Origin of the sequence: Marinobacter sp. DUT-3, from assembly GCF_050379435.1 — a bacterium.
Taxonomy (GTDB): Bacteria; Pseudomonadota; Gammaproteobacteria; order Pseudomonadales; family Oleiphilaceae; genus Marinobacter.
Genome location: NZ_JBNRMG010000001.1, coordinates 531,259 through 555,436, shown reverse-complemented (window position 1 = coordinate 555,436; position 24,178 = coordinate 531,259). Strand labels below are relative to the sequence as shown.

Genomic DNA, 24,178 nt, shown 5'->3' with positions numbered 1-24,178 from the left:
CCGAGGGCACACTGTTGCCACGGTCGAATCCTCTCTGATACCTCGCTCCTAACCATTGACCACGGCTCCCACAAATTTCTCGGAATGAAAGGCTGTGGCCGCCTGCTCCGCCACTTTCGGTGTTATGCGCCCATGGGGCACCACCAGCATGGCGTAATCGCACAGCTCTGCAAGAATACGGGCGTCCGGCGATTCGGTAATGGATGCGGTATCGAGTACGATAAACCGATCCGGGTAGCGCCTTCTCACCGCCTGGAGAAACTGTTTCATCCGGAAGGATGTGAAAAATTCCGCCGGCATTTCCCTCTGGCTACCAGCAGGAATCAACCGCAGCCGCGGAATTCCGGTCGGGTAAAGGATGCGGGCGATGTCGTAATCGGGATCATCCAGAAAATCCGTCAGGCCGGTTTCCGGCATGATGTCCAGGGTGGTGTGGAGGGACGGATCCCTGAGATTGCAGTCGATCACCAGGGCGGTCTTGGATTGATCGAACGCAAAAGCCGCCGCCAGGTTCAGTGCCACGAAAGACGCACCCGCGCCAGACGAAGCACCGCTGACCACCAGTGTGAAGTTGTTGCCACCGGACGCTTCCAGCAACTTGGTCCGCAGATCCCGGAACCGATTAACCAATTGTCGGTTGCTGGATTCGGGGTAGATAATCCGCCGCTCATCCATATCATCCGGCGTGAGCTTTCGGGGCTCCTGCATCCGAACGATCTGTTTGCTGATGACATACCGGTCAACGGCTCCGGGGCCCAGTTCCAGGGAACTGGGTACCAGCATCCTGGAATCATCCCATTCGGAGTAGGGAACGCCCTCCCCGTTCAGGTCGTTTTTTCTACGTAACCAGTAATTCTCTTCACCCGTTTTGTTGTCATCCCGGGCGCTTATCTGGTCATCATCGTTGTCCAGTGGGGCCTCGACTTTGTCGTTATGTTCGGTCATCCGATTACTCCCATCATTGAGGCAACTACCAGGGCGATGTAAACAGCCACTGCAATTATCGCGCATGCCCCCACCAGCACCGTTACCCGGCGGTCACGGCGTATTTCGAACGGTGTTCTCACTTGAGGAAGCTCAACCAGGACCGGTAAACCGATGTCGTCTTCCAGTTGCTGCCTTGCCTTTACCCGGGGATCGATCTGCAGTAGCCCCGCCGCCAGTCCAAACGGCGCAAGCAATCCCAGGAACAGCCCTGCCACCGCAAAGGTTGAGAATTTGGGGCCAGAGGCGCCCAACGGGAACTGCGCGGTCTCGTTGATCCGATAGTTCAGGCCCTGCCCTTCCACATCCAGGTGCATGGACACCCGCGCCCTTTCACGGCGTTTCAGCAGGTCGTCGTAAATCTGTTTGTTCACTTCCATGTCACGGGTAAGGTCGGAGTACTGGGCCTTGTTTTCCTGTATCCGCTCCATCCGCCTGGTTTGTTCAGCCAGCAACTGCTCAAAAGAGTTGATGCGGGTGTTGATGGTCTGGATGTTGGCCCTGGTGCGGGACAGCTCGGACTGGATCTCCTGGTAAACAGGGTTGGACACTTCCTCACCGCCCCGCGAAAGGACGCTCTCGTCCTGGTTAGCCATGGCTCTTGCACGCTGCCGCCGTAGTTCCTGCAGCTGCTCCCTCAGGATGACAATGTCCGGGTAGGTATCGTGGTAACGCAGCCGCAGGTTATCCAGTTGTTCCTCGAGAGAACTGATCCTGTTCTGGTAGGCATCCGCCGTCCGGCCCTCACGAATGGTGGGGTTTACCCGGTTCAGTTCGTTTTCCAGGGACCGCGCCCGGGTTTGCAGCTCGGCACGCTCGAGTTCCGCCAGTTCCAGCTGATTTCTCAGGCTGGCCATCCGGTTGTTCGCTGCCCCTTCCGTACCATCCACGTTTTCGGACAGGAACTGTTTAAGGCGGGCCTCCACTTCTGCTAACTGGCTTTCGTAGCTTTTGACCTGCTTATTGATGAACTCATAGGCGTTACGGCTCTCGGCACGCTTACGCTCATTGCTTTCCTCGATAAACAGCTGCCCCATTCGCTGGGCAACCTGAAATGCCTGCATCGGCGATTCAGACCGGAAACCAATGGCGAAGTAGGTATCCCCTCTTGGTCGAACGATCAGGTTATTCCGCAGGTAACCAATTCGCCCTTCCAGCTGCTCGGGATCAATATCAGCCGCTCCTTCGCCGAAAATACTTTCATCAACCGCGACTCTCTCCACCACGCTCCTGCTCCATAGCAGCTCTTTCGCGGCGGACGCCCGATCGTTGATTTCCGTGGTTACGGCGCTGCCTTCCATCAAAGGCCGGATAATGTTCTGGTCGTCGATGAAGATGATGGTTTCCGACTCGTACTTGTAGGGCCACAGGAAGCCGGTTGCCAGGACACCGAAACTGACAACCACGAATAGCAGTAGTGTCAGCCATTTCCTTGCCCGCACTTCCCTGACGATTTCAACCGGTAATTGTGATAGAGGTAAGGCCATAGCGTACAACCCACACTAGATTCTGTAGAGTTTCACGGTGCGACCGACGCTCAGAAATTCCGCTCGGGAACACTGAGAATATCGCCAGGGCGTATCGCATAATTGGTCTCGACATCGCCGTTGTTGAGGATGTCCTCAAGCCGGACGGGAATGGCGACGACTTCACCACCCACCTTGCGATACAGCATCGAGTTATTCAGTGCCGCGAACGGTGTGGCGCCGCCAGCGCCAAGTACAACATCAAGCACTGTCATGCCCGCACGGTGGGGGACGGACACCGGTTGCTGCACCGCTCCGGTTACCCTCACGCGATCGCTGTATTCGTGACTGCCCATCGACGTCACCACGATGCTGACCTGCGGCTCGCGGATGTATTGGGCAAGATTGCTTTCGATCTCCTCCGCCAGTCCGACCGGCGTGCGGCCACTGGCCTGGACGTCGCCAACCAGAGGCACAGAAATCTTGCCATCCGGTCGTACCGGCACGGTGATGCTCAGATCGTCGTTTCGCCAGACCGAAACCTTGACCACGTCAGTGGCACCCAGTACGTATTCATCAACGCTGGTCGATGTGTCGACGTTCAGGGCACGCCGAATTTTCTCCGGTGAGGAGGGAGATGGGCTGGCACAACCGGCAACCAAAGCTACCGCCGCCAGTAGCAGGGAAATTCCCGCGAAGGAGTACATCCGTGACATTGTGAATCCTCTCTACAAGTCCTTGCTTCATTCCATGTTCCGGGAACAGCACAACCCCGAAACTACCTTGATCCTTTTTTGAACAATACCACTTCCACTGTCTGAATTATAATCAACAAATCCAGCAACAAACTCTGATTTTTGATGTAATAAAGGTCGTAACGAAGTTTCTCCCGGGTGTCCTCTTCGTTGTCCGCATAGGCAAAGCATAGCTGAGCCCACCCGGTCAGACCCGGCTTTACCCGGTGTCGCTCACTGTAAAAGGGAATTTTCTCCGACAGCTGCTGAACGAAGACCGGGCGCTCCGGCCGAGGCCCCACGAACGCCATGGTTCCGTTCAGCACATTGAATATCTGGGGCAGTTCGTCGATCCGTACCTTACGGATAAAATCACCGACCTTTGTCACCCGGGCATCATCCCTGCTCGCCCACACCGCACCATTTTTCTCGGCGTCAGTAATCATTGAGCGAAACTTGTGAACCTGAAATATCCTGCCATTGAGCCCAACACGCTCCTGGCTGTAGAAAACCGGAGATTTCAGGCCATCTTCAATCTTGATCGCGATGGCTGTCAGAATCATGAACGGCAAACTGGCCAAAAGCAGCGTGGTAGCCGCCATGATGTCCAGTGAACGTTTCCCGATTCCGAACACAGAAGAAACGGTGAAGCCGTCAGAAAAAACCAGCCATCCGCGGGTAATCATTTCCAGGGCCACTTTTCTGGATTCCTGTTCGTAGAAGGTTGCACCGTCAATAATCTTGACGCCTTCCATCTTGCATTCCAGCAGGTCATCCATAGGCAACCCTTTCCTGCGGTCATCCACGGCCACCACGATCTCAGTCACGGGGTGGCGCAAGATGTGCTGGTGTAGCGTGCAAGGCAATTGAAGCAGGTGCTCCTCCGCCACTTCGGTGTGCTCTCCGGGGAGGGGGACGAATCCGGTTAACTTGAACCCCTGGCGGTTAAACGGGGTTCTCAGATCCTCCAGCAATTGCCGCGCCCTGTAGCCCGAACCCAGAACCAGCACTTTCCGCTTGAAGGCGTCCCGGCCGGCCACGGCGAAAAAGATGGAACGCACAATGCCCAGCAGAAAGAAGCCAAATACCGAGGCCGACGTCAGTACACCACTGGATCCAAGGTACCAAAGCCAGTCACTGGCCAGCAGGTAGGTAAATCCGGATGCCGGAACCGCCACAATCAGGGCCATGATCGTTCTGAGCATCATCCCCGACATGCCTTCTTCGACATGGGATTGATGAACACCGATCGCAATCATGACCAACAGGCAAACCAGCGCGAAGATTACGGCGGAGGGAATCAGGACGCGAAGACTTTCCAGGAAGTACGTCAGATCGCCGAAATAACGGAAGAACGTGGCCAGAAGGAAACTGCCAACCAGCACAAAAAAATCTATCAGGCCCAAAATAACAAAGGGGACATGAATGTAATGCCTGAACAATCTGACGTGGGCCACGTCAACTCCTTTTGTTGTTCACTCGAACTGGCACCGTGCATCCCATGCAACGGAATCTGCTGTCAACAACAAGTGTAATGTAATTTTTTGTAACTTCAACGAAATCGATAAAATTTCCGACACTACCTGTAAAGAAAGTTAACAACGCAACCCGGAAACCGGGTTGCGTTGTTTGTTTTTTTTACAGCAGCTACTCGGTCAGCCTCTGCGGCGACGCATCATGCCAATTCCCATAAGCCCCAGGCCCATAAGAGCCAGAGTGCCGGGCTCGGGAACCTGGCCAACTGTCACATTATCGATACCAAATCCGTCATTGGTGTGATTGGATTTAAACACCAGGGAGGTAATGGCAACATCGCTGATAAAGCCCAGGTAATACGCTGCGCCCTCGCCCTGTGCACCCGTGAAGATGTCATTCATGCTGTAGGTTGCCGTGGTGTCGTCCTCAAAGACGATATCCAGCAGGCCACCAACGTCATTGGGGTCGGTCATGTAGAACCCCACAGCCTTGAACATCCCGCTGATGGAGAACTGCATTTCCTGGGAGTCCATGCTGTCGAGCCAGTTGTTGTTACCTGGTTCGTCCGGCAGCGGATACCGCCCAATGAACGGACTGGTTGTGGAATCCAGAACTGCTAATCCACCCGTACAGCTGAAGCCGCCGTCATTGCATGCCTCTGTGGCGCCGTTTCCCGCGGTCTGGAGCTGGGTAAACGTGCCAACGCCGGTATTGATATTGACGAATTGGCCGGATGAATCCGTGGCGGCGGTAAAGCCTTCAAAGTCTTCCGTGGTAGTGTCTTTGAGGTACGACAGAAAAGTCGCCTCTGCGGCTTCTGCGGTTGCCGTTCCTGGCCCACTCAGGGTCACATTCATCACGGCGGCGTTAGCAGCCGACACCGAGAACAATGACGCAAGAGCAATCCCTACCGTTGTTGTTGCAAGAGCCCTTTTCATTTCCTCACTCCTTTGTGTGGTCGTCCATTTACTGCGACATCCACTACAAAGCAATTGAAGGGCCAACTTATTTTTATCTTTTTTATCAATGCCTTATTTATTCTTGTATTTTTCGATGTAAAAATTCCTGACTACGTACTGTTTCAAAAGCGACATATCCGTAAGCCGCATTATCAATCCCGCGCGCCCTTTGCATCGACGGAAAGACTCAGATAACAAACAGACCGACAAACTCCTGAACCGACGTCGATTCCAGCGTTTCCTGGTCGGTACACATATCGACAATGCGATGGCAAAGTTGAGCCGGGAACCGGGTGGCCAGGTTGTTACGGAATTTGCCCACAAGTAGCGGGATGCCCTCTTTCCTTCGCCGCCTGTGGCCAATGGGATACTCTACCGCCACCTGCTCGGTGCTGGATCCGTCTTTGAAGAACACCTGTATGGCGTTGGCAATGGAGCGTTTGTCCGGCTCCAGGTACTCGCGGGTATAACGCTCGTCTTCCACGATATCCATTCTGGCGCGGATATCGTCGATGATCGGGTTTGCTTTGTGAAAGCCGTCTTCGTAGTGCTCTGCCGTCAGGCTGCCGAAAATCAGGGGAACCGCCGCCATATATTGCAGGCAATGATCCCGATCCGCGGCATTGGCAAGCGAGCCTTCCTTGGAGATGATGCGAATAGCGGATTCGTGGGTGGTGATGACAATCCGGTCGATGTCATCAAGCCGGTCTTTCACTTGCGGGTGCAGGGTAACGGCCGCCTCGGCTGCTGTCTGGGCGTGGAACTCCGCCGGGAAGGAAATCTTGAACAGGATGTTTTCCATCACATAGGAGCCAAAATCCTGCGGCAGGGAGAACCGCTGCTGGTCCTTCGGTTTCAGTTTCTGGTCTTTGTTGGTCTTGCTGAACAGCACATCGTAGAAGCCCCACTGGGGTGCCGTCAGGACGCCGGGGACACCCATCTCGCCGCGCAGGGCGATATCCGCCAGGCGTACCGCCCGGGAGGTGGCATCGCCTGCCGCCCAGGATTTGCGGGAGCCGGCATTGGGTGCATGGCGGTATGTACGGAGGGACTGGCCGTCCACCCAGGCATGGGACAGCGCAGACAATAACTGCTCGCGGCTGGCGCCCATGAGTTTGGCGGTAACTGCGGTTGATGCCACTTTGACCAGCACCACATGATCCAGCCCTACCCGGTTAAACGAGTTCTCCAGCGCCAGCACGCCCTGGATTTCATGGGCCATGATCATGGCTTCCAGAACCGCGCGCATGGTGATGGCGTCCTTGCCTTCGGCCACGCGCTTCTGGGAAAGATGATCCGCGACCGCCAGGATGCCGCCCAGGTTGTCCGATGGATGCCCCCACTCCGCCGCCAGCCAGGTATCGTTATAATCCAGCCAGCGCACAATGCAGCCTATATCCCAGGCGGCCTTAACCGGGTCCAGGCGAAAGGAGGTGCCAGGCACCCGTGCGCCGTGGGGTACCACCGTACCCTCAACGATGGGCCCCAGGTGCTTGGTACACTCCGGGAAGCGTAATGCCAGTAAGCCACACCCCAAGGTGTCCATCAGGCAGTTGCGGGCAGTGTCCCAGGCTTCTTCGCTGTCGACCTCGTAGGTCAGGACGTAGTCCGCAATTTTCTGCAGGACATCGTCGTAATCCGGTCGAACGTTCTGGTCTACATTGCTGCTCATTGGCGCTCTCCTTTTCCGGACGGATGAGGGACGGCCATGAATAACGGCTGACTTACCCGGTAAAGGTAAGTCTAGGTCATTACTGAGCGGTTTGCGGTACCCGAACCCAGCCTTCCATCAGGATCCGCGCGCTGCGGCTCATAATGGCTTTGGTGGCGGTCCACTGACCGTCTACTTGCTTTGCCTCGGCGCCAACCCGCAGGGTGCCGGACGGATGCCCAAAGGTCACATGGGTACGGTCACCGCCGCCAGCGGCCAGGTTCACCAGGGTTCCCGGAACGGCGGATGCCGTTGCAATCGCCACCGCTGCGGTTCCCATCATGGCGTGATGAAGCTTACCCATGGACAAAGCGCGCACCAGCACGTCCACATTCCCTGCCCCGATCGACTTGCCGCTGGAGGACACGTAATCCACCGGCTTGGCGACAAACGCCACTTTCGGGGTGTGCTGACGGTTCGCGGCTTCCTCGATGTTCTGGATCAGCCCCATTTTCACCGCGCCGTGGGCACGAATGGTCTCGAACATGGCCAGCGCTTTGGGATCGCTGTTGATGTCGTCCTGCAACTCGGCGCCCTTGTACCCGATGTCCTCCGCGTTGACGAAGATGGTCGGGATACCGGCATTGATCATGGTGGCTTTCAGAGTACCCACGCCGGGTACGTCCAGATCGTCCACCAGGTTACCGGTGGGAAACATGGAGCCCTCACCATCGGCCGGGTCCATGAATTCCACCTGTACTTCGGCGGCCGGGAATGTCACCCCGTCCAGCTCAAAATCGCCGGTTTCCTGGACTTCGCCATTGGTGATCGGCACATGAGCCACGATGGTTTTACGGATGTTGGCCTGCCAGATGCGGACGGTACAGGTGCCGTTTTCGGGGATGCGGTCCTTGGCCACAAAGCCACCGTTGATGGCGAACGCACCCACCGCAGCGGTCAGGTTGCCGCAGTTGCCGCTCCAGTCCACAAACGGTTTGTCGATGGAGACCTGACCGAACAGGTAATCCACGTCGTGATCCTGCTGAGTGGGTTCCGTCAGGATGACGGTTTTACTGGTGCTGGACGTGGCACCGCCCATGCCGTCGATCTGCTTCTGGTAGGGATCGGGGCTGCCGATGACCCGCAGCAGGAGCCTGTCCCGGGCTTCGCCGGGGACCTGGCAGGCTTCCGGCAGGTCCTGCAGGCGGAAGAACACGCCTTTGCTGGTGCCGCCGCGCATGTAGGTGGCGGGGATTCTGATTTGGGGTTTGGTAGGCATAGGGTACCTTTTACCTTTCTTGTCGGATTAGGCCCGAAGGGCCGTAATCCGACATTCCTAAGATTACGCAGCCCCTTCGGACTCCAGGAAATCCTGGGCAAAGCGCTGCAACACACCACCGGCCTTGTAGATCGACACTTCCTCAGCGGTATCCAGGCGGCAGATCACCGGCACCCGCTCGGAGTCGCCGTTCTTCCGGTGGATGATCAGCGTCAGCACCGCACGGGGCTCCGGCGTGCCTTCCACATCGAAGGTTTCCGTGCCATCAATACCCAGGGTCTTGCGGGTTGTGCCTTCCTCGAACTGCAAAGGCATCACGCCCATACCCACCAGGTTGGTCCGGTGGATGCGCTCGAAGCCCTCGGCCACGATGGCTTCCACACCCGCCAGCGCCACACCCTTGGCGGCCCAGTCACGGGAGGAACCCTGACCATAGTCCGCGCCGGCGATGATGATCAGCGGCTGCTTGCGCTCCATGTAGGTTTCGATCGCTTCCCACATGCGGGTGACCTTGCCTTCCGGCTCGATCCGCGCGAGAGAGCCCTGCTTCACATCGCCGTTTTCATCCCGCACCATTTCATTGAACAGCTTGGGATTGGCGAAGGTGGCCCGTTGCGCCGTCAGGTGATCGCCCCGGTGAGTCGCGTAGGAGTTAAAGTCTTCCTCCGGCACGCCCATCTTGTGGAGGTATTCACCGGCTGCGCTGTCCATCAGGATGGCGTTGGATGGTGACAGGTGGTCGGTGGTGATGTTGTCCGGCAACACCGCCAGCGGTCGCATGCCCTTCAGGGTTTTCTCACCCACCATGCCGCCTTCCCAATACGGGGGGCGACGGATGTAGGTACTCTGGGGCCGCCAGTCGTAGTTGGGGTTGGTGTTGGCCTGGGCATCCCGGGTGATATCGAACATCGGAATATAGGTGCTGCGGAACTGCTCCGGCTTCACACTGGATTTCACGATGGCATCGATTTCCGCGTCGTCCGGCCAGATGTCCTTCAGGGTGATGGGGTTACCGTCCTTATCGTACCCCAGGGCATCCTTCTCGATATCGAAACGGATGGTGCCGGCGATGGCATAGGCCACAACCAGCGGCGGCGACGCCAGGAACGCCTGTTTGGCGTACGGGTGAATCCGGCCGTCGAAGTTCCGGTTACCGGACAATACCGCCGTGGAGTACAAATCACGGTCGATGATTTCCTGCTGGATCTTCGGATCCAAAGCACCGCTCATGCCGTTACAGGTGGTACAGGCGAAGGCCACGACACCGAAACCGAGCTGTTCCAGCTCCGGCATCAGTTCGGCTTCTTCCAGATACATTTTCACCGTCTTGGAACCCGGCGCCAGGGAAGTCTTTACCCATGGCTTGCGGGTTAGCCCCAACTTGTTGGCGTTACGGGCAATCAGGCCGGCCGCCACCATGTTGCGGGGGTTGCTGGTGTTGGTGCAACTGGTGATGGCGGCGATGATGCATGCGCCGTCCGGCATCTTGCCTTCTTCCTCTTCCCACTGGCCGGCAATGCCGCGTTTGGCCAGCTCAGAGGTCGGCAGGTGCGCGTGGGGGTTGGACGGGCCAGCCAGCGTGCGGGTCACTGATGACAAATCAAATTTCAGCACACGCTCGTATTCGGCGTTTTTCATGCTGTCGGCCCACAGACCGGTTTCTTTCGCGAACTTTTCGACCAGGGCTACCTGATCGTCTTCACGACCGGTCAGCTTGAGGTAATCGATGGTCTGGCCATCGATGTAGAACATGGCGGCCGTAGCACCGTATTCCGGCGTCATATTGGAAATGGTGGCGCGGTCGCCCACGGTCAGGCTGTCTGCGCCTTCACCGTAAAATTCCAGATACGCACCGACCACCCGCTCCTTACGCAGGAACTCGGTAATCGCCAGAACCATATCGGTACCGGTGATGCCCGGTTGCAGCTTGCCTGTCAGCTCCACGCCGACGATATCCGGCAGACGCATCATGGAGGCACGGCCGAGCATGACGCTTTCCGCTTCCAGGCCGCCTACGCCTACGGAGATAACCCCCAGGGCGTCTACCATCGGAGTATGGCTGTCAGTGCCCACACAGGTGTCCGGGTAGGCAACATGCTTTCCTTCGCCATCCGGGCGGTTCTGAACCACCGGGGACATCTTCTCCAGGTTGATCTGGTGCATGATGCCGTTGCCCGGAGGAATCACGTCCACGTTCTTGAACGCGGTCTTGGTCCAGTTGATGAAGTGGAAACGGTCATCGTTGCGGCGGTCTTCAATAGCGCGGTTCTTCTCGAACGCATCCGGATCGAACCCCGGTGCTTCGACGGCCAGGGAGTGATCCACGATCAGCTGGGTCGGAACGACCGGGTTGACCTTCGCCGGATCACCGCCCTTCTCCTTGATGGCATCACGCAGGCCAGCCAGATCCACCAGGGCGGTCTGACCGAGGATGTCATGGCAGACTACCCGGGCAGGATACCAGGGGAAGTCCAGGTCGCGCTTGCGCTCGATCAGCTGCTTCAGGGAGTCCGTCAGCATGTCCGGGGCGCAGCGGCGAACCAGCTGCTCCGCCAGGATCTTGGACGTATACGGGAGTTTGTCATACGCGCCGGCCTGGATGTCTTCCACGGCCTGACGAGTGTCGAAATAATCCAGGTCGGTGCCCGGGAGTGATTTACGGTATTCAGTGTTCATGGGGGTACCTTGATTCTGGTTTGTCGGATTACGGCTTCGCCTAATCCGACCTACGTGGCTGATGGCGATAATATGTAGGTCGGATTAGCCAACGGCGTAATCCGACCTACAAGCCTGAAGTCACATCACGGCCGTTGGTCGATCGGCACCCACTTTGCGTCCGCCGGGCCAGTATAATCGGCGCTCGGGCGGATAATGCGGTTATTCTCGCGCTGCTCTTTAACGTGGGCAGTCCAGCCGGATACGCGAGACATCACGAAGATCGGCGTGAACAGCTCGGTCGGAATGCCCATGAAGTGATACGCGGATGCGTGGAAGAAGTCGGCGTTACAGAACAGCTTCTTCTCGCGCCACATGACGGCTTCACAACGCTCGGATACCGGGTACAGCACGGTGTCACCCACTTCTTCCGACAGCTTTTTAGACCACTGTTTGATGATGGCGTTGCGCGGGTCGGAATCCTTGTAGACCGCGTGGCCGAAGCCCATGATCTTTTCCTTGCGCTCCAGCATGCCCAGCAGGCCTTCTTCGGCTTCATCCGGAGTCTGGAATTTCTGGATCAGTGCCATGGCAGCTTCGTTGGCGCCACCGTGCAGCGGGCCGCGCAGTGAACCGATGGCACCGGTTACGCAGCTGTGGATGTCCGACAGCGTGGAGGCGCATACACGGGCGGTAAAGGTTGAGGCGTTGAATTCGTGCTCCGCGTAGAGAATCAGGGAGACGTTCATTACCTTTTCATGGAGTTCACTGGGCTTTTTGCCGTGCAACAGCTCCAGGAAGTGACCGCCGATTGAGTCCACATCGCTGTCAGTTTCGATGCGCACGCCCTCGTGGGCAAAGCGGTACCAGTAGGTGATGATCGACGGGAAAACCGCCAGCATGCGGTCGATCTTGTCGTCCTGCTCGCTGAAATCCTGCTCGGTTTCCAGGTTCCCCAGCATGGAGCAGCCGGTGCGCATCACGTCCATCGGGTGCGCATCCTTGGGAATCTGCTCCAGAACGGTTTTCAGCGCAGCTGGTAGGCCACGCAGGCTCTGGAGTTTTTGCTTGTAGGCATCCAGTTCCTGCTGGTTGGGCAGTTTGCCGCGAAGCAACAGGTAGGCGATTTCCTCGAATTGGGCTTTCTCCGCCAGATCGGCGATGTCGTAACCACGGTAGGTCAGACCGGCGCCACTCTGGCCGACGGTACACAGTGCAGTTTCACCAGCTACCTGGCCACGAAGGCCTGCGCCACTCAGTTTTTTTGCTTCAGCCATTGTTGTTCTCCCTCATCGTTTTGTCTGGGGTGTCGGATTACGCCTTCGGCTAATCCGACCTACATGTCTATAGCTCCCCTCTCCCCCCAGGGGAGAAGGAACAAAAGTGTCGTTAACCTTTCTTTTGCTGGAACAACTGATCCAGCTTCTGCTCGAAATCGTGGTAGTTCAGGAAATCATACAGTTCCATCCGGGTCTGCATCAGGTCGACAACATCTTTCTGATCGCCTTTTTCCAGGATGTTCTCGTAGACCATCAAGGCCGCTTTGTTCATGGCGCGGAAGGCACTCAGCGGGTACAACACCATATCGGCGCCGGCTTCGGCGAGTTCCTTGCGGTTGTACAGCGGCGTGGCGCCGAATTCGGTGATGTTGGCCAGAATCGGTACATCCAGAGCCTCGGAGAATGCCTTGTAGTGCTCAAGCTCGGTCACCGCTTCGGCAAAGATGCCATCGGCGCCAGCTTCGATGCAGGCTTTGGCTCGCTCGATGGCGGCCTCCAGGCCTTCTTTCTGGAAGGCATCGGTACGGGCCATGATGAAAAAGTCATCGTCTTCTCGGGCGTCCACAGCGGCCTTGATCCGGTCAACCATTTCTTCCTGGGAAACGATTTCCTTGTTCGGGCGGTGGCCACAACGCTTCTGGGCAACCTGATCTTCAATGTGGACCGCCGCAGCGCCGGCACGTTCCATTTCACGGATGGTGCGGCCGATGTTAAAGGCGCCGCCCCAGCCGGTATCGATGTCCACCAGCAGCGGCACGTCGGTCGCGGCAGTGATGCGACGGACGTCTTCGACCACGTCGTTCATGGAGGTCATGCCAAGGTCCGGCAGGCCGTAGGAGGCGTTTGCGACGCCGCCACCGGACAGGTAGATCGCCTGGTGCCCTACCCGCTCCGCCATCATCGCGGAGTATGCGTTAATAGTGCCGACAATCTGTAGCGGGGTGTTTTCTTTCAGGGCCTTGCGGAAGCGGGCGCCGGGGCTGAGTTTTTTGGACATGGTGTTGGCCTCTTCTCTGGTGGATTCTTTTTGTCGGATTACGCCTGCGGCTCACTGTGCCGTTCACCGGTATAACCGACATACACTTCCTTTATTTTTAGATGGTTAAACCACCTTCTTTAATCTTTTTCTCAATATTCTGGCGGGCGGCATTGATGTGGCGCTTCATCAGAAATTCCGCCAGTTCTCCGTCCCGCTGGGCGATGGCTTCCACTATCCGGCGGTGCTCGCCCAGAGCCATATGCGGCCGGCCGGAGGCGGTGCTCAGTCGATAACGATACATCCGGACCATGTAGTAAAGATCACCCAGCAGCATTTGTGCGAGTTTGGCGTTGCGGCTTCCGGTGGCGATCCGGTGGTGAAAGTCGTAATCCCCCTCTGCCTGATAGTAAGCCTGGCCCTGGGCCTGCTCAATCATCGTTTCATGGCTGTCGAGGGTGGCGTAGAGATCCGCGATTTCTGCATCTGTCATGCGCTCCGCGGCCTGGCGGGCAGCGAGACCTTCCATTATCTCGCGGATGCGATAAAGCTCCATCAACTCCTCGGTGCTCACCGACACCACTTTTACCCCGGCATGGGGGCGGCGTATCAGAAGACCACGGGATTCAAGACGCCCCAGCGCTTCACGCAACGGGCCACGGGTGAGATTAAAGCGGGCGCACAACTCGACTTCGCCGATCTTTTCGCCCGGAGAGAGATCGCCTTTTACGATAGCCGTTTGCAGACAATCGAAGGCCTCGTCGGCGCGCGTGTAGGATTGAGAGATAACTTCCGGCATATTTTGTCAACAATAGTGACTTCAATGAACCGGAATTTACGCCTCAGGGGGTTTATTGTCAACAATCCGAAAATTCAGGAATGGCATTTTGTCGACAGGCAGTTGGCGACAGTCACAACCCCATCGACAGGGAGAAGCGCACATCAGGGTGCTCCGGCACCGCCATGGCCAGGCTGGATGCCCGGAACATACGACCAACACTGACATTGGCAGTAAAGGACCGACCGGTCAGCCTGAGTGACACCTGCGCGCCGGCGGCCTTGCCACACTGACCGTCCGCCGCCCCGGCGTAAGGAGCCCAGCCGTGAAGCAAAGAGAAGCCAACGTTTGATAACACATGATCCATAACCGGAACCTGTAATGGCGGGCTGAGCGTGCGCATCCTCAGCCAGCCACCTTCATGGGTATACAGAGACTGTCCGTTGAATCCCGCGAGCAAGGATGGCCCCGCCACCATAACTCGTTCGGAACCAGGAAGATCTTCATCCGCAAACTGGTAGCGACCACGGAGCTCCCACCCCCAGCGGAAAATCTCCCTTTCAAGGGAGGCGTTAACAGAAAGCTTGTAGAACCGCGCTTCTTCGTCAACGTCCGCCTTTAACGGATAGTCCGATGCCGAGTATTCACGGCCACCCATGGCCACCATTTCCGTACTGGCATGCAACCCCGCCCAAAGGCCCTGGCTCCACCGGCCCTTAACACCCAATGACGACAATTCATAGGCCCCGTCAGTCACCAGGCGCCCCTGCTCAAGTGTTCGGGTGTCACGTCCGGTATGGTTAACCACACCGTTCAGGGCGATGCCGTAACGGGAGAATAGGAAACGGGAGCCTGAGAGCGACAGTACGCTGGATTCATTGCGGGCATCGTACCGCCGGTCGCCGTCCTTGACCGAATGCTGATACTGGTAGTCTCGGGCGGTCAGGCTCAGGCTGGTGGCGCCAAGCGGAAAGCTGAATCCCAGTTTGAGCGCCCGTGACTGGTTTTTATCCCGGTTGGATTTTGAGTCATGAAAGTTCAGGCCAAGCGACTGCTGCTCCCCCAGGATCTCATCCACAGCAACCCCCAGCCGACCGTCGAGGCCATCTCTGGTGTGGGAGGATTGCCCGGAAAACGTCAGCAGGGACCGCCAGCCGTTGTCAGGCGCGCGGTCGGTCGCTTTGGCATAAAGGCTGTGGCTGAATGCGCACCCGAGCAGTGCAAGCAATATCAAACGGATCAAAGTCGCTGTCCCCGGCCGGCGGCAAAATCTGGAATCACAAAACGCCGGCCAAACATTAATCAAAATTCATCAAAGCAGGAATGTATGACATCAGCCGCCACAAATCCATTCGCCGTTGCCTAATTTTACAATCTCGATGTCTATACAGAACAGCACTTTACAAAACCTTCTGAAAGCTTTTTCCAGAAAAATCAAAAGGACACCCGAAACCCGCAACATTGGGCAGATTTACCAATCTCTACATATCTGAACAGAGACCTCCATTTAGGCCGGCATCTTGGTTACACTTGGCACACTTTGTGACTCCGCCTTCTTCACAGGCAGTGCCTCCAAAACGATATAAGGACGAACGTTATGATCAGAAAGTGCCTCTTCCCCGTTGCCGGGTACGGCACCCGCTTCCTCCCAGCGACCAAGGCGATGCCCAAGGAAATTCTGCCGATTGTTAACAAACCGCTGGTCCAGTACGGCGTGGAAGAAGCCGCGGAAGCCGGCATTCATGAATTCGGCTTTGTTACGGGCCGGGGCAAACGCGCCATCGAAGATCACTTCGACATCAGTTACGAGCTGGAACACCAGATAGCCGGCTCGGGCAAGGAAGGCCTGCTGACCTCCATCCGTGATTTGATTGATAACAACACGTTTGCGTTTACCCGTCAGAACGAAATGAAAGGTCTTGGCCACGCAATCCTGACTGGTCGTAACCTGGTAGGCGACAGCCCCTTTGCGGTGGTTCTGGCGGACGATTTCTGCGTGGAAGACGGTGCCGGCGAGGGTGTCCTGACCCAGATGGTGAAGCTGTACAACCAGTTCCGCTGCTCCATTGTCGCTATTGAGGAAGTGCCTGCTGACGAGACCCACAAGTACGGCGTGATTGCCGGCGAGTCCATGAAAGACGGCTTGTACCGCATCACCGACATGGTTGAAAAGCCCGCTCCGGAAGATGCCCCCAGCAACCTGGCGATTATTGGGCGCTACATCCTGACGCCGGATATTTTCGACATCATCGAGCGCACGCCTCCGGGCAAGAATGGCGAAGTCCAGATTACCGACGCACTGCTTGAGCAGGCAAAGAATGGCTGTGTTCTGGCTTACAAATTCAAGGGCAAGCGGTTCGACTGCGGCAGCATAGACGGTTTCGTGGACGCCACCAATTACGTGTACGAGAACATCTACAAGAACGGCAAGTAAGGGTAAGGTATCAGGGCCGGACTACCGGCCCAGGATCTGAAGAATCATGCGCCGGTTTTCCCCGGACGTTTTGCGGAACCGGCGCAACAGTTCCAACTCCTCCTCTGAGAGCTGAACACGGCTCAATTCCTTTTCGAGCTCCGCCAGCGCCACTCCCAGGTCATCGCTATTGCTGAACGCCAGGCCAGGCAGCTCCAACTGCCCGTTATCGGCACCGGCATCAAGATCCACCAGGCTTTCCAGTGGTGTTTCGGTATGAATGCATACGTCCAGCAGTTCCGCTACGCCAGGATAGCTGCGCTGTTTGGTGTCCGACGCTTCCCAACTGGAGACCCGGGCCTCGTCCACACCGCACATCCGCGCTACATCCTCACGGGACAAATGCCCGGCTTCACGGATTTGCCGCAGGCGACGGTTAAAGGTTTGCAGGTACCGCATAGCTCAATGCCTCTGCCCTATAGGCCACATTCGCCCCGGATCTTCCGGAACTCCAGTCCTGAAGAAAAATCCCAAACAGTGAATCAATCTGGAAATGTAACGTACATACAGCGTTATACACAATCGGCTCCGTAATACCCCCCACTTTCTTTTCTAGTTCGCAAGCTATACATTGTTTCGCTCTCCAAACTTATGAACCACAGATGAAGTGCGACCCTGATGTCCGACGCCCACAAATCCGACCTGTTCCTGGTAGTTGTTACCCTGTTGGCAGCCATCAGCTGGATATTCTCCAAAGAAGCCGTACTGTTGATGCCGCCGCTGCTTTTTATGGCGGTGCGATTTCTGATGGCAGGCGGGCTGTTGGCCATTCTGGCCAGTCGTTCCCTGCGACGGCTCAGCGCGGACCAGATACGCCGCAGCGTCGGTGTGGGCCTGGTTTTCGGGACCGCCATGAGTTGCTGGATCATGGGTCTGTTCCACGGCACCCATGTGGGTGAAGGCGCCTTCCTGATCAGCCTTGGGGTCGTGATAGTCCCGGTTATTGCCCGCGTCGTTTTCAAGGAAGACCAGCCCACCAGCACCTGGATTGCCATCCCTATCGCGGTGGCCGGCCTGGCCCTGCTGTCCCTGAAGAATGGATTCCGGCCAGAAATCGGGCAGCTGTTCTTTGTGATGGCGGCCTTTATCTTTGCTCTGTATTTCACCCTCAATACCCGCGCCGCCAATCAGCGAACGGTGATCAACCGCCGTGGCGAGACCGTCGAAAAACACCGGGTACCGGCATTACCGCTGACCGCTATCGCCCTGCTCACTGTTGGCACGCTGACGCTGATCGAATCCCTGGTGCTTGAGACCTGGCAGCCATTGCTCAACGATTTCCCGCCCATCCTTGTCTGGTGGGTGTTTGCCAGTGCGGTGATCGGTACCGCCGGACGTTTCCTGCTGCAAACCTACGCCCAGAGCCTGTCAGCAAACAGCCATGGCGTGGTGATCCTGGTACTGGAACCGGTGTGGGTCGCGCTGTTCGCTGCCGGCTGGTTCTCCGAAACCATGAGCCCGTCCCAACTGGCCGGTTGCGGGCTTATTTTTGCTGCTTTATTGGTCAATCGCTGGGGCGTTATCAGCAAGGCACTGAAAGGTTGGCTGCGAAGCCGAAAGACCGCATAAAAGTGGTTGACCCGCACCGCCGGAATCAGTATATTTCCTCCCCGTTGCAGAGACAGGACCATAGCTCAGTTGGTTAGAGCGCTACCTTGACATGGTAGAGGTCCCCAGTTCGAATCTGGGTGGTCCTACCAATTCTGTGAAGAAAGTCAGTTACTTGCGAGCTTCGTAAGAACTGGCTTTTTTTGTGCCCGATCCTCAGCCCCCTGCCCCTTCGCTGAGTGATATAATCTTTCCCCAGCCGATCCCGGCTTCCGCCTCACCCGGAACCCATAGCCTCATGCGCACCATCGTAGACCTTACTCTGAAAAAGCCCCAGATCGCTGTCGATGCCCTCAGCGAAGCGACCGGGCTGTCCAAACAGCGCATCAAGGACGCCATGGCCAAAGGCGCCTGCCGCTGGACCCACAAGGGGAAGCAAGTGCGGTTGCGCAAGGCGAAGCGGGAGGTGAAAGCCGGAACACGGCTGCAACTGTTCTACGATGACATTGTACTGGCCCGAAAACCGCAGCCGGCGGAGCTTCTGACCGACTTTGGTCATTACAGCGTATGGTTCAAGCCCCACGGGCTGCTGGCCCAGGGTTCCCAGTGGGGGGATCACTGCAGCCTGATGCGGGTTGCGGAGGTGCAGTTGGGCAAACCCTGCTTTCTGGTACACCGGCTGGATGCGGATGCGGCAGGACTGATGCTTATCGCCCACGACGGCAAAGCAGCGGCAGCCCTGTCGGAATGTTTTGCCGGACGCGCCCTGCGAAAGGTGTATCACGCCCGGGTGTGCGGGCATCTGGAAGCACAGGCGCTGACCATCGACACACCGGTGGACGACAAAGAAGCCATCAGCCACGTCAGCACCCTGGCAAGTGAGGCGTCCGAAGCCAGTACCGTTGTCGAAGTGATCATTGAAACCGGACGAAAACACCAGATCCGGCAACACCTCGCCGGGCTGGGCCACCCGATTATTGGTGACCGGCTGTACGGCACTGCAGACAAACTGCCCCTCCAACTGGTAGCGGCGGAGCTCGAGTTCAGTTGTCCGCTGGCCGGCAAGAAGCGCCTGCTGCGCCTGCCTCCTGAATTGAACGATGTAGTGTCTGCGGCTTAACGAAAAAGGGCCAGCATAAGCTGGCCCTTCATAGCGACGCTTACCGTTACACCTTGTAGAAATCCCGATACCAGTCCACGAAGTTGGCAATGCCCTCTTCCACCGTGGTGGATGGCTTGTACCCCACATCGTCGATCAGATCGTCCACATTGGCGTAGGTGGCCGGCACATCCCCCGGCTGCAGTGGCAGCAGGTTTTTCTCTGCCTTTTTGCCCACCCGCTCCTCGATGATCTCGATAAACCGGGACAGCTCCACCGGATTATTGCTGCCGATATTGTAGAGACGGTACGGCCCCTTGCTGGTGCCCGGATCCGGCTTCTCGCCGCTCCAGTCATCGTTGGGTTCGGCCACATGGTCCAGGGTACGGATCACGCCTTCCACGATGTCATCAATGTAGGTGAAATCCCGCCTGTGATGGCCATGGTTGAAGACGTCGATCGGTTCGCCGGCCAGTATTTTTTTGGTAAAAATGAACAACGCCATGTCCGGCCGGCCCCACGGGCCGTACACCGTGAAGAAGCGAAGTCCCGTGGTCGGCATGTTGTACAGATGGCTGTAAGTGTGGGCCATCAGCTCATTGGCCTTCTTGGAGGCCGCATAGAGGCTCAGGGGGTGGTCCACGTTGTCATGCACGGAGAATGGCATGGCTTCGTTGGCGCCGTATACAGAGCTGCTGGAGGCGTATACAAGGTGCTTCACGTTGTTGTGGCGGCAGCCTTCCAGAATATTCATGAAGCCAACCAGGTTCGCGTCCACATAGGCATGCGGGTTTTCCAGGGAGTAGCGAACACCGGCCTGGGCCGCCAGGTGTACGACCCGCTCCGGTTTATGCTCGCGGAACAACGCTTCCATGGCCTCCCGGTCGGCAACATCCTTACGCACCTCCGTGAAGCCCTGTTGATCGGTTAGTCTCGCCAGGCGAGCTTCTTTCAGGTTGACGTCATAATAGTCGTTGACGTTATCCACTCCGATCACCTCGTCACCGCGATCGAGCAGGCGGTGAGCCAGGTGCGAACCGATGAAACCGGCGGTTCCCGTAACAAGGATTTTCAAGGCTGCTTCTCCATAGTCCATTTGAGGCCGATAACCCACAGTTTACCGAATCCGGTCGCAAGCGGACACCGACGCGAACAGAAGCGGCATAAAAAAAGAGCGCCATAGTTGGCGCTCTTTTCTACAGCGATAAACACCCTGTTCGATCAGAACCGGAGACCGGCACTCACGAAGGGTCCGCCCAGGTCGACGTCCAGCTCGTCGTCACCATCTTCGTAGTCGATGGAGATTTCACGGTAGCCGGCGCGCAGCTGCAGCATGGAAATCTCATACTGGCCATAGGCGTTGTAATCGTAAACTGAATCGCCATCAAAGCTGATCAGGTTGGCTTCACCGCCGACAGACACACCGGTAAACGGCAGATCGAACCGGGCCGCCAGGTAACCCATGGGCACAACCGCATCAATTTCGGATTCGCTGACCGCGGTGCCATTCACTTCCTGAACCCTCAGTTCTCCGTCCAGATCACGAACGGTCAGGCCCAGGTCCAGGTTGACCCAGTTATCCAGAACTTCGTAGTAGAGCGTCAGGTCCAGTTGGTCCAGATCCAGATCGGAATCAACTTCGGTGGCGCCACCCAGGTTGACGATAATATTGTCAAAGTCAGCCCCCAGCTCGCCACGACCGCTCTGTTCAATCGAGGTGTAGTTCAGGCGAACGTTTGGCAGCAACGGCACCGGGTGTTCAACGTAGGCAGTCAGATTGACGTTGGAATCACTGCTCAGGTCCAGATCGTTTTCAACGTCGACCACATCGCCGTTGGAGGCCGCTTTTCCGGACAGGTCAGAGTCCCAGTAGCTGACGTTCGCACCCAAACCTACTATGTCTGCATGAGCCAGCGGAGCTGCCAGGACCGCCGCGCCGCCCATGGCCAGAATCAGTTTACGCATATAACACCCGTTGCTTGTTGTTTGGTTCTTTTCGATCAATCGAACTGGATACCCAGCCGACGACCCACCTCTTCATAGGTTTCAATCACGTCACCCAATCCCTGGCGGAAACGGTCCTTGTCCATCTTCTTGCGGGTTTCCTTATCCCAGATGCGGCAGCCGTCCGGGCTGAATTCGTCACCCAGCACGATTTGCCCGCCGGAACGACCGAACTCCAGCTTGTAATCCACCAGCAGCATGCCGGCATCATCAAACAGACTCTTGAGCACGTCGTTCACTTTATAGGTAAGCTCTTTCATTTTGGCGAGTTCGTCCGCGGTTGCCCAGCCGAAACTGACCGCCAGGGACTCGTTCACCATCGGATCGTGCAATTCGTCGTCCTTGAGGAACAGTTCGAAGGTGGGCGGATTCAGGTTCTGACCCTCTTCCACGCCCAGACGACGGCACAAACTGCCGGCGGAGACATTACGCACCACGCACTCCACCGGAATCATATCCAGCTTCTTGACCAGGGATTCGGTGGGTGAAAGCAAACCCTCGAAATGGGTCGGCACACCCGCCGCTTCCAGCTTTTCCATGACGAAGGCATTGAAGCGGTTATTGACCATGCCCTTGCGATTCAGTTGCTCTTTCTTCTCGCCATCGAACGCCGAGGTGTCATCACGGAATACCAGGACAAATCGTTCGGGATCATCCGTGCGATAAACGGATTTGGCTTTGCCCGCGTAGAGTTCTTCGCGTTTTTCCATTTCAGGTCTCCGGAAATGCCGGCTGCGTGCCGGCACTTCATCATTAATAAAGGTATTCAAACAGTTCTGAGAGCAGTTCGGAGGAGCGGTCGTCGCCGCTGTATTCCGCCGCGCGGGCAGCGGTCACCACCAGGGCGCCCTCTTGTTCCTCGAGGCGCAAATCAAAGGTGTGCTGCGGCTCCTCATCATCACTGAACCAGTCGAACCATCCGGATTCCCGCTCGGACTCGCTACGGAAATCCACGTTGAACCAGCCTTCACTCCGGTTCAGGTCCAGAACCGGCACCTCTGCCTCATCCAGTGCGCGACTGACTTCGGACCAGGCGCGGCCGTAGTCCAGATCCATCTCGATGGCGACCGGCTCTTCGTTCTCGGAAATCAGGCGCACCAGCGGTTCGCTGACCATACCCAGGGCAGCCCTGGAGTAGGATTTACTCTCATCGCGACCGCGCAGGAACTCGCCCATGTCTTCCAGCAGTCTTTTGCTGTTGGCCAGACCTTCTGCCGTTAGTTCCTCACCGGTTTGCCAGGACAGCAGCCCGTCAGGGTTACTCTCTACTTCATGGACCCGCAATTGGACTTCCGTGGTCTTGCGGCGAACGCCCGGCGCCACTCGGGTCTGAACCACCAGCATGTCTTCCGATGGGCCCGGATCGCTGTCCAGTTCCAGCAAGGTTCTTGCGCGCTTGCTGAAATTCACCAGTTCGCTCTGCAAAAGGCCGAGCTGGGGGCTGTCATGGGCCACGCCCAGGCCCCGCTCGTTCATATAGGACGATACCGCCGGCCATACCCGCCCGGGCACGTCGTTGATCAACAGCCACATCTGGCCATCCAGTTCCTCGACCACGTAGTTCTCATCGAGAATTTCTGACGTCATGTCCGGCGGTTCGGGAATGGACGAGCGGTACATGCGGCCGGAATCGGCGGTGGTGACCTCGCGAACGGGCATGGCCTGCCCGAAACGGCTTTCATCTGCAGTATCAGGGAGACGGAGCTGCTCCCCTTCCTTCGCATTGACGTACCGTTCCGACCGGTCTTCCATAAGACTGCAACCACTGGCAGCCAACACAAACAACAGGCCGGTCGCTGGCGCAACCGACCCCAATACACGCTTTACTTCTGTCCTGAAAAGGAACGCCATCAGGCTACTCCAGCTTCTTTGGTGGTACGGAAAACTCAGAGTACGCCCGACGCTTTAAGGGCATCTTCCACTTCGCTGTGGAATTTCTCACTAAGTGGCGTCAGCGGCAGACGAATGCCCTCACCAATCATCCCCATGCGACGCAGGGCCCACTTGACGGGAATCGGGTTGGCCTCCAGGAACAGCTTGCGATTCAGCGGCATCAGCAACTCATTGAGGCGTTCTGTTTCTTCACGGTTACCGGCAACGGCGGCCTCACACAACTGGGACATGCCCCTGGGTGCAACGTTGGCAGTCACTGAAACGTTGCCTTTGGCACCGGCCAACATCAGTTCAGCGGCGGTTGCGTCGTCACCGGAATAAACGGCAAGACGGCCTTTCACGGCCTCGATGAGCTCCGCGCCCCTGGGGATATTACCCGTGGCGTCCTTGATGCCGATGATATTGGGAATGTCCGCCAGGCGCTCAACCGTCTCATTGAGCATGTCGCACGCGGTACGTCCCGGAACGTTATAGAGCATCTGGCTCATCCCCGGAACGGCCTCGGCGATGGTCTTGAAATGCTGGTATAACCCTTCCTGGGTGGGCTTGTTATAGTACGGCACGACCAACAGGCAGGCGTCCGCACCGAGCTTGTGGGCCTCGGAGGTCAGTTCGATGGCTTCACGTGTGCTGTTACCACCGGTACCCGCGATCACGGGAATACGACCATCGACCCGCTTTATGATATGGCCGATAACCCGGCAATGCTCATCCGGGTCCAGCGTTGCGGATTCGCCGGTGGTACCCACGGCCACAATACCATTTGTGCCGTTTTCGATATGAAAGTCCACCAGCTTGTCCAGATCCTCCCAGTGAATATCACCGTTGGGATGCATGGGCGTGACCAGTGCGACAAGGCTACCCGTAATCATAAAAGCTCCGTCCGAATAAAACCGATATGGTAATGTTGGGCGCAAACTGAC

General features: G+C 57.2%; 21 protein-coding genes and 1 tRNA gene. 4 read left to right on the top strand and 18 right to left on the bottom strand.

Going from position 1 to position 24,178, the window contains the following annotated elements:
• Positions 1-48: 48 nt before the first annotated feature.
• From ACQUWM_RS02530 to ACQUWM_RS02475, 12 genes are all read right to left on the bottom strand, one after another.
• Positions 49-945 (bottom strand): polysaccharide biosynthesis protein, encoded by an 897-nt coding sequence (locus ACQUWM_RS02530; RefSeq protein WP_407000361.1) that lies wholly within the window; start codon positions 943-945, stop codon positions 49-51.
• Positions 942-2,471, bottom strand: a complete 1,530-nt coding sequence (locus ACQUWM_RS02525) for an XrtA system polysaccharide chain length determinant (protein WP_428921066.1) — start codon at positions 2,469-2,471, stop codon at positions 942-944. The genes ACQUWM_RS02530 and ACQUWM_RS02525 overlap by 4 nt, the downstream gene beginning before the upstream one ends.
• A 50-nt stretch (positions 2,472-2,521) precedes the next feature.
• The gene (locus ACQUWM_RS02520; protein ID WP_428921065.1) at positions 2,522-3,166 is read right to left on the bottom strand and encodes an XrtA/PEP-CTERM system exopolysaccharide export protein; all 645 of its coding nucleotides are present in this window, start codon (positions 3,164-3,166) and stop codon (positions 2,522-2,524) included.
• A gap of 62 nt (positions 3,167-3,228) precedes the next feature.
• Positions 3,229-4,641 carry a TIGR03013 family XrtA/PEP-CTERM system glycosyltransferase gene (locus tag ACQUWM_RS02515; RefSeq protein ID WP_407000357.1) on the bottom strand — a complete coding sequence of 471 codons (1,413 nt, stop codon included), beginning with the start codon at positions 4,639-4,641 and terminating at the stop codon, positions 3,229-3,231.
• A gap of 198 nt (positions 4,642-4,839) precedes the next feature.
• Positions 4,840-5,598 carry a PEP-CTERM sorting domain-containing protein gene (locus tag ACQUWM_RS02510; RefSeq protein WP_407000355.1) on the bottom strand — a complete coding sequence of 253 codons (759 nt, stop codon included), beginning with the start codon at positions 5,596-5,598 and terminating at the stop codon, positions 4,840-4,842.
• Positions 5,599-5,806: 208 nt separating this feature from the next.
• Positions 5,807-7,291, bottom strand: a complete 1,485-nt coding sequence (gene prpD, locus ACQUWM_RS02505; RefSeq protein WP_428921064.1) for a 2-methylcitrate dehydratase — start codon at positions 7,289-7,291, stop codon at positions 5,807-5,809.
• Between the two features lie 79 nt (positions 7,292-7,370).
• On the bottom strand, positions 7,371-8,549 hold the full coding sequence (prpF, locus tag ACQUWM_RS02500) for a 2-methylaconitate cis-trans isomerase PrpF (protein WP_428921063.1): 1,179 nt from the start codon (positions 8,547-8,549) through the stop codon (positions 7,371-7,373).
• 63 nt (positions 8,550-8,612) lie between these two features.
• On the bottom strand, positions 8,613-11,225 hold the full coding sequence (acnD, locus tag ACQUWM_RS02495) for a Fe/S-dependent 2-methylisocitrate dehydratase AcnD (RefSeq protein WP_428921062.1): 2,613 nt from the start codon (positions 11,223-11,225) through the stop codon (positions 8,613-8,615).
• Between the two features lie 125 nt (positions 11,226-11,350).
• Positions 11,351-12,481, bottom strand: coding sequence for a bifunctional 2-methylcitrate synthase/citrate synthase (gene prpC / locus ACQUWM_RS02490; RefSeq protein ID WP_428921061.1), 1,131 nt, complete (start codon positions 12,479-12,481; stop codon positions 11,351-11,353).
• 112 nt (positions 12,482-12,593) lie between these two features.
• Positions 12,594-13,481: a methylisocitrate lyase gene (gene prpB, locus ACQUWM_RS02485; RefSeq protein WP_406985115.1), complete on the bottom strand. Its 888-nt coding sequence runs from the start codon at positions 13,479-13,481 to the stop codon at positions 12,594-12,596.
• 97 nt (positions 13,482-13,578) lie between these two features.
• Positions 13,579-14,259, bottom strand: a complete 681-nt coding sequence (locus ACQUWM_RS02480) for a GntR family transcriptional regulator (RefSeq protein ID WP_407000347.1) — start codon at positions 14,257-14,259, stop codon at positions 13,579-13,581.
• A 112-nt stretch (positions 14,260-14,371) separates the two neighbouring features.
• Entirely contained in the window at positions 14,372-15,481 is a 1,110-nt protein-coding gene (locus ACQUWM_RS02475) for a ShlB/FhaC/HecB family hemolysin secretion/activation protein (RefSeq protein WP_428921060.1), read from the bottom strand.
• Between the two features lie 354 nt (positions 15,482-15,835).
• Here ACQUWM_RS02475 and galU point away from each other — a divergent pair, with 354 nt between their 5' ends.
• The gene (gene galU / locus ACQUWM_RS02470) at positions 15,836-16,672 is read left to right on the top strand and encodes a UTP--glucose-1-phosphate uridylyltransferase GalU (RefSeq protein ID WP_407000345.1); all 837 of its coding nucleotides are present in this window, start codon (positions 15,836-15,838) and stop codon (positions 16,670-16,672) included.
• 21 nt (positions 16,673-16,693) lie between these two features.
• Here the strand turns inward: galU and ACQUWM_RS02465 are convergent, their stop codons facing one another.
• Positions 16,694-17,110 (bottom strand): helix-turn-helix transcriptional regulator, encoded by a 417-nt coding sequence (locus tag ACQUWM_RS02465; RefSeq protein WP_407000343.1) that lies wholly within the window; start codon positions 17,108-17,110, stop codon positions 16,694-16,696.
• Between the two features lie 219 nt (positions 17,111-17,329).
• On the opposite strand from ACQUWM_RS02465, the gene ACQUWM_RS02460 reads away from it, so the two are divergent.
• From ACQUWM_RS02460 to ACQUWM_RS02450, 3 genes are all read left to right on the top strand, one after another.
• Entirely contained in the window at positions 17,330-18,280 is a 951-nt protein-coding gene (locus ACQUWM_RS02460) for a DMT family transporter (RefSeq protein WP_428921059.1), read from the top strand.
• A gap of 54 nt (positions 18,281-18,334) precedes the next feature.
• A tRNA-Val gene (locus ACQUWM_RS02455) sits at positions 18,335-18,411 on the top strand.
• Between the two features lie 146 nt (positions 18,412-18,557).
• Entirely contained in the window at positions 18,558-19,379 is an 822-nt protein-coding gene (locus ACQUWM_RS02450; RefSeq protein ID WP_428921058.1) for an RluA family pseudouridine synthase, read from the top strand.
• 46 nt (positions 19,380-19,425) lie between these two features.
• On the opposite strand, the gene ACQUWM_RS02445 is transcribed toward ACQUWM_RS02450, so the two are convergent.
• The 5 genes from ACQUWM_RS02445 to dapA all read right to left on the bottom strand — a co-directional run bounded on the left by ACQUWM_RS02445 (position 19,426) and on the right by dapA (position 24,127).
• Positions 19,426-20,433, bottom strand: a complete 1,008-nt coding sequence (locus ACQUWM_RS02445) for an NAD-dependent epimerase (RefSeq protein ID WP_407000339.1) — start codon at positions 20,431-20,433, stop codon at positions 19,426-19,428.
• Positions 20,434-20,579: 146 nt separating this feature from the next.
• On the bottom strand, positions 20,580-21,323 hold the full coding sequence (locus ACQUWM_RS02440) for a TIGR04219 family outer membrane beta-barrel protein (protein ID WP_407000337.1): 744 nt from the start codon (positions 21,321-21,323) through the stop codon (positions 20,580-20,582).
• A 35-nt stretch (positions 21,324-21,358) separates the two neighbouring features.
• Positions 21,359-22,072, bottom strand: coding sequence for a phosphoribosylaminoimidazolesuccinocarboxamide synthase (purC, locus tag ACQUWM_RS02435; protein ID WP_406985092.1), 714 nt, complete (start codon positions 22,070-22,072; stop codon positions 21,359-21,361).
• 43 nt (positions 22,073-22,115) lie between these two features.
• Positions 22,116-23,213 carry an outer membrane protein assembly factor BamC gene (bamC, locus tag ACQUWM_RS02430; RefSeq protein ID WP_428921057.1) on the bottom strand — a complete coding sequence of 366 codons (1,098 nt, stop codon included), beginning with the start codon at positions 23,211-23,213 and terminating at the stop codon, positions 22,116-22,118.
• Positions 23,214-23,248: 35 nt separating this feature from the next.
• Complete coding sequence (gene dapA, locus ACQUWM_RS02425; protein ID WP_428921056.1) at positions 23,249-24,127, bottom strand: 4-hydroxy-tetrahydrodipicolinate synthase; 879 nt, start codon at positions 24,125-24,127, stop codon at positions 23,249-23,251.
• Between the last annotated feature and the right edge of the window lie 51 nt (positions 24,128-24,178).

What these genes read in the sequence shown, in the direction of transcription:
- ACQUWM_RS02530 (WP_407000361.1), bottom strand. Translation starts at nt 945, where the DNA reads ATGACCGAACATAACGACAAAGTCGAGGCCCCACTGGACAACGATGAT.
- ACQUWM_RS02525 (WP_428921066.1), bottom strand. Translation starts at nt 2,471, where the DNA reads ATGGCCTTACCTCTATCACAATTACCGGTTGAAATCGTCAGGGAAGTG.
- ACQUWM_RS02520 (WP_428921065.1), bottom strand. Translation starts at nt 3,166, where the DNA reads ATGTCACGGATGTACTCCTTCGCGGGAATTTCCCTGCTACTGGCGGCG.
- ACQUWM_RS02510 (WP_407000355.1), bottom strand. Translation starts at nt 5,598, where the DNA reads ATGAAAAGGGCTCTTGCAACAACAACGGTAGGGATTGCTCTTGCGTCA.
- prpD (WP_428921064.1), bottom strand. Translation starts at nt 7,291, where the DNA reads ATGAGCAGCAATGTAGACCAGAACGTTCGACCGGATTACGACGATGTC.
- prpF (WP_428921063.1), bottom strand. Translation starts at nt 8,549, where the DNA reads ATGCCTACCAAACCCCAAATCAGAATCCCCGCCACCTACATGCGCGGC.
- acnD (WP_428921062.1), bottom strand. Translation starts at nt 11,225, where the DNA reads ATGAACACTGAATACCGTAAATCACTCCCGGGCACCGACCTGGATTAT.
- prpC (WP_428921061.1), bottom strand. Translation starts at nt 12,481, where the DNA reads ATGGCTGAAGCAAAAAAACTGAGTGGCGCAGGCCTTCGTGGCCAGGTA.
- prpB (WP_406985115.1), bottom strand. Translation starts at nt 13,481, where the DNA reads ATGTCCAAAAAACTCAGCCCCGGCGCCCGCTTCCGCAAGGCCCTGAAA.
- ACQUWM_RS02480 (WP_407000347.1), bottom strand. Translation starts at nt 14,259, where the DNA reads ATGCCGGAAGTTATCTCTCAATCCTACACGCGCGCCGACGAGGCCTTC.
- galU (WP_407000345.1), top strand. Translation starts at nt 15,836, where the DNA reads ATGATCAGAAAGTGCCTCTTCCCCGTTGCCGGGTACGGCACCCGCTTC.
- ACQUWM_RS02465 (WP_407000343.1), bottom strand. Translation starts at nt 17,110, where the DNA reads ATGCGGTACCTGCAAACCTTTAACCGTCGCCTGCGGCAAATCCGTGAA.
- ACQUWM_RS02460 (WP_428921059.1), top strand. Translation starts at nt 17,330, where the DNA reads ATGTCCGACGCCCACAAATCCGACCTGTTCCTGGTAGTTGTTACCCTG.
- ACQUWM_RS02450 (WP_428921058.1), top strand. Translation starts at nt 18,558, where the DNA reads ATGCGCACCATCGTAGACCTTACTCTGAAAAAGCCCCAGATCGCTGTC.
- ACQUWM_RS02440 (WP_407000337.1), bottom strand. Translation starts at nt 21,323, where the DNA reads ATGCGTAAACTGATTCTGGCCATGGGCGGCGCGGCGGTCCTGGCAGCT.
- purC (WP_406985092.1), bottom strand. Translation starts at nt 22,072, where the DNA reads ATGGAAAAACGCGAAGAACTCTACGCGGGCAAAGCCAAATCCGTTTAT.
- bamC (WP_428921057.1), bottom strand. Translation starts at nt 23,213, where the DNA reads ATGGCGTTCCTTTTCAGGACAGAAGTAAAGCGTGTATTGGGGTCGGTT.
- dapA (WP_428921056.1), bottom strand. Translation starts at nt 24,127, where the DNA reads ATGATTACGGGTAGCCTTGTCGCACTGGTCACGCCCATGCATCCCAAC.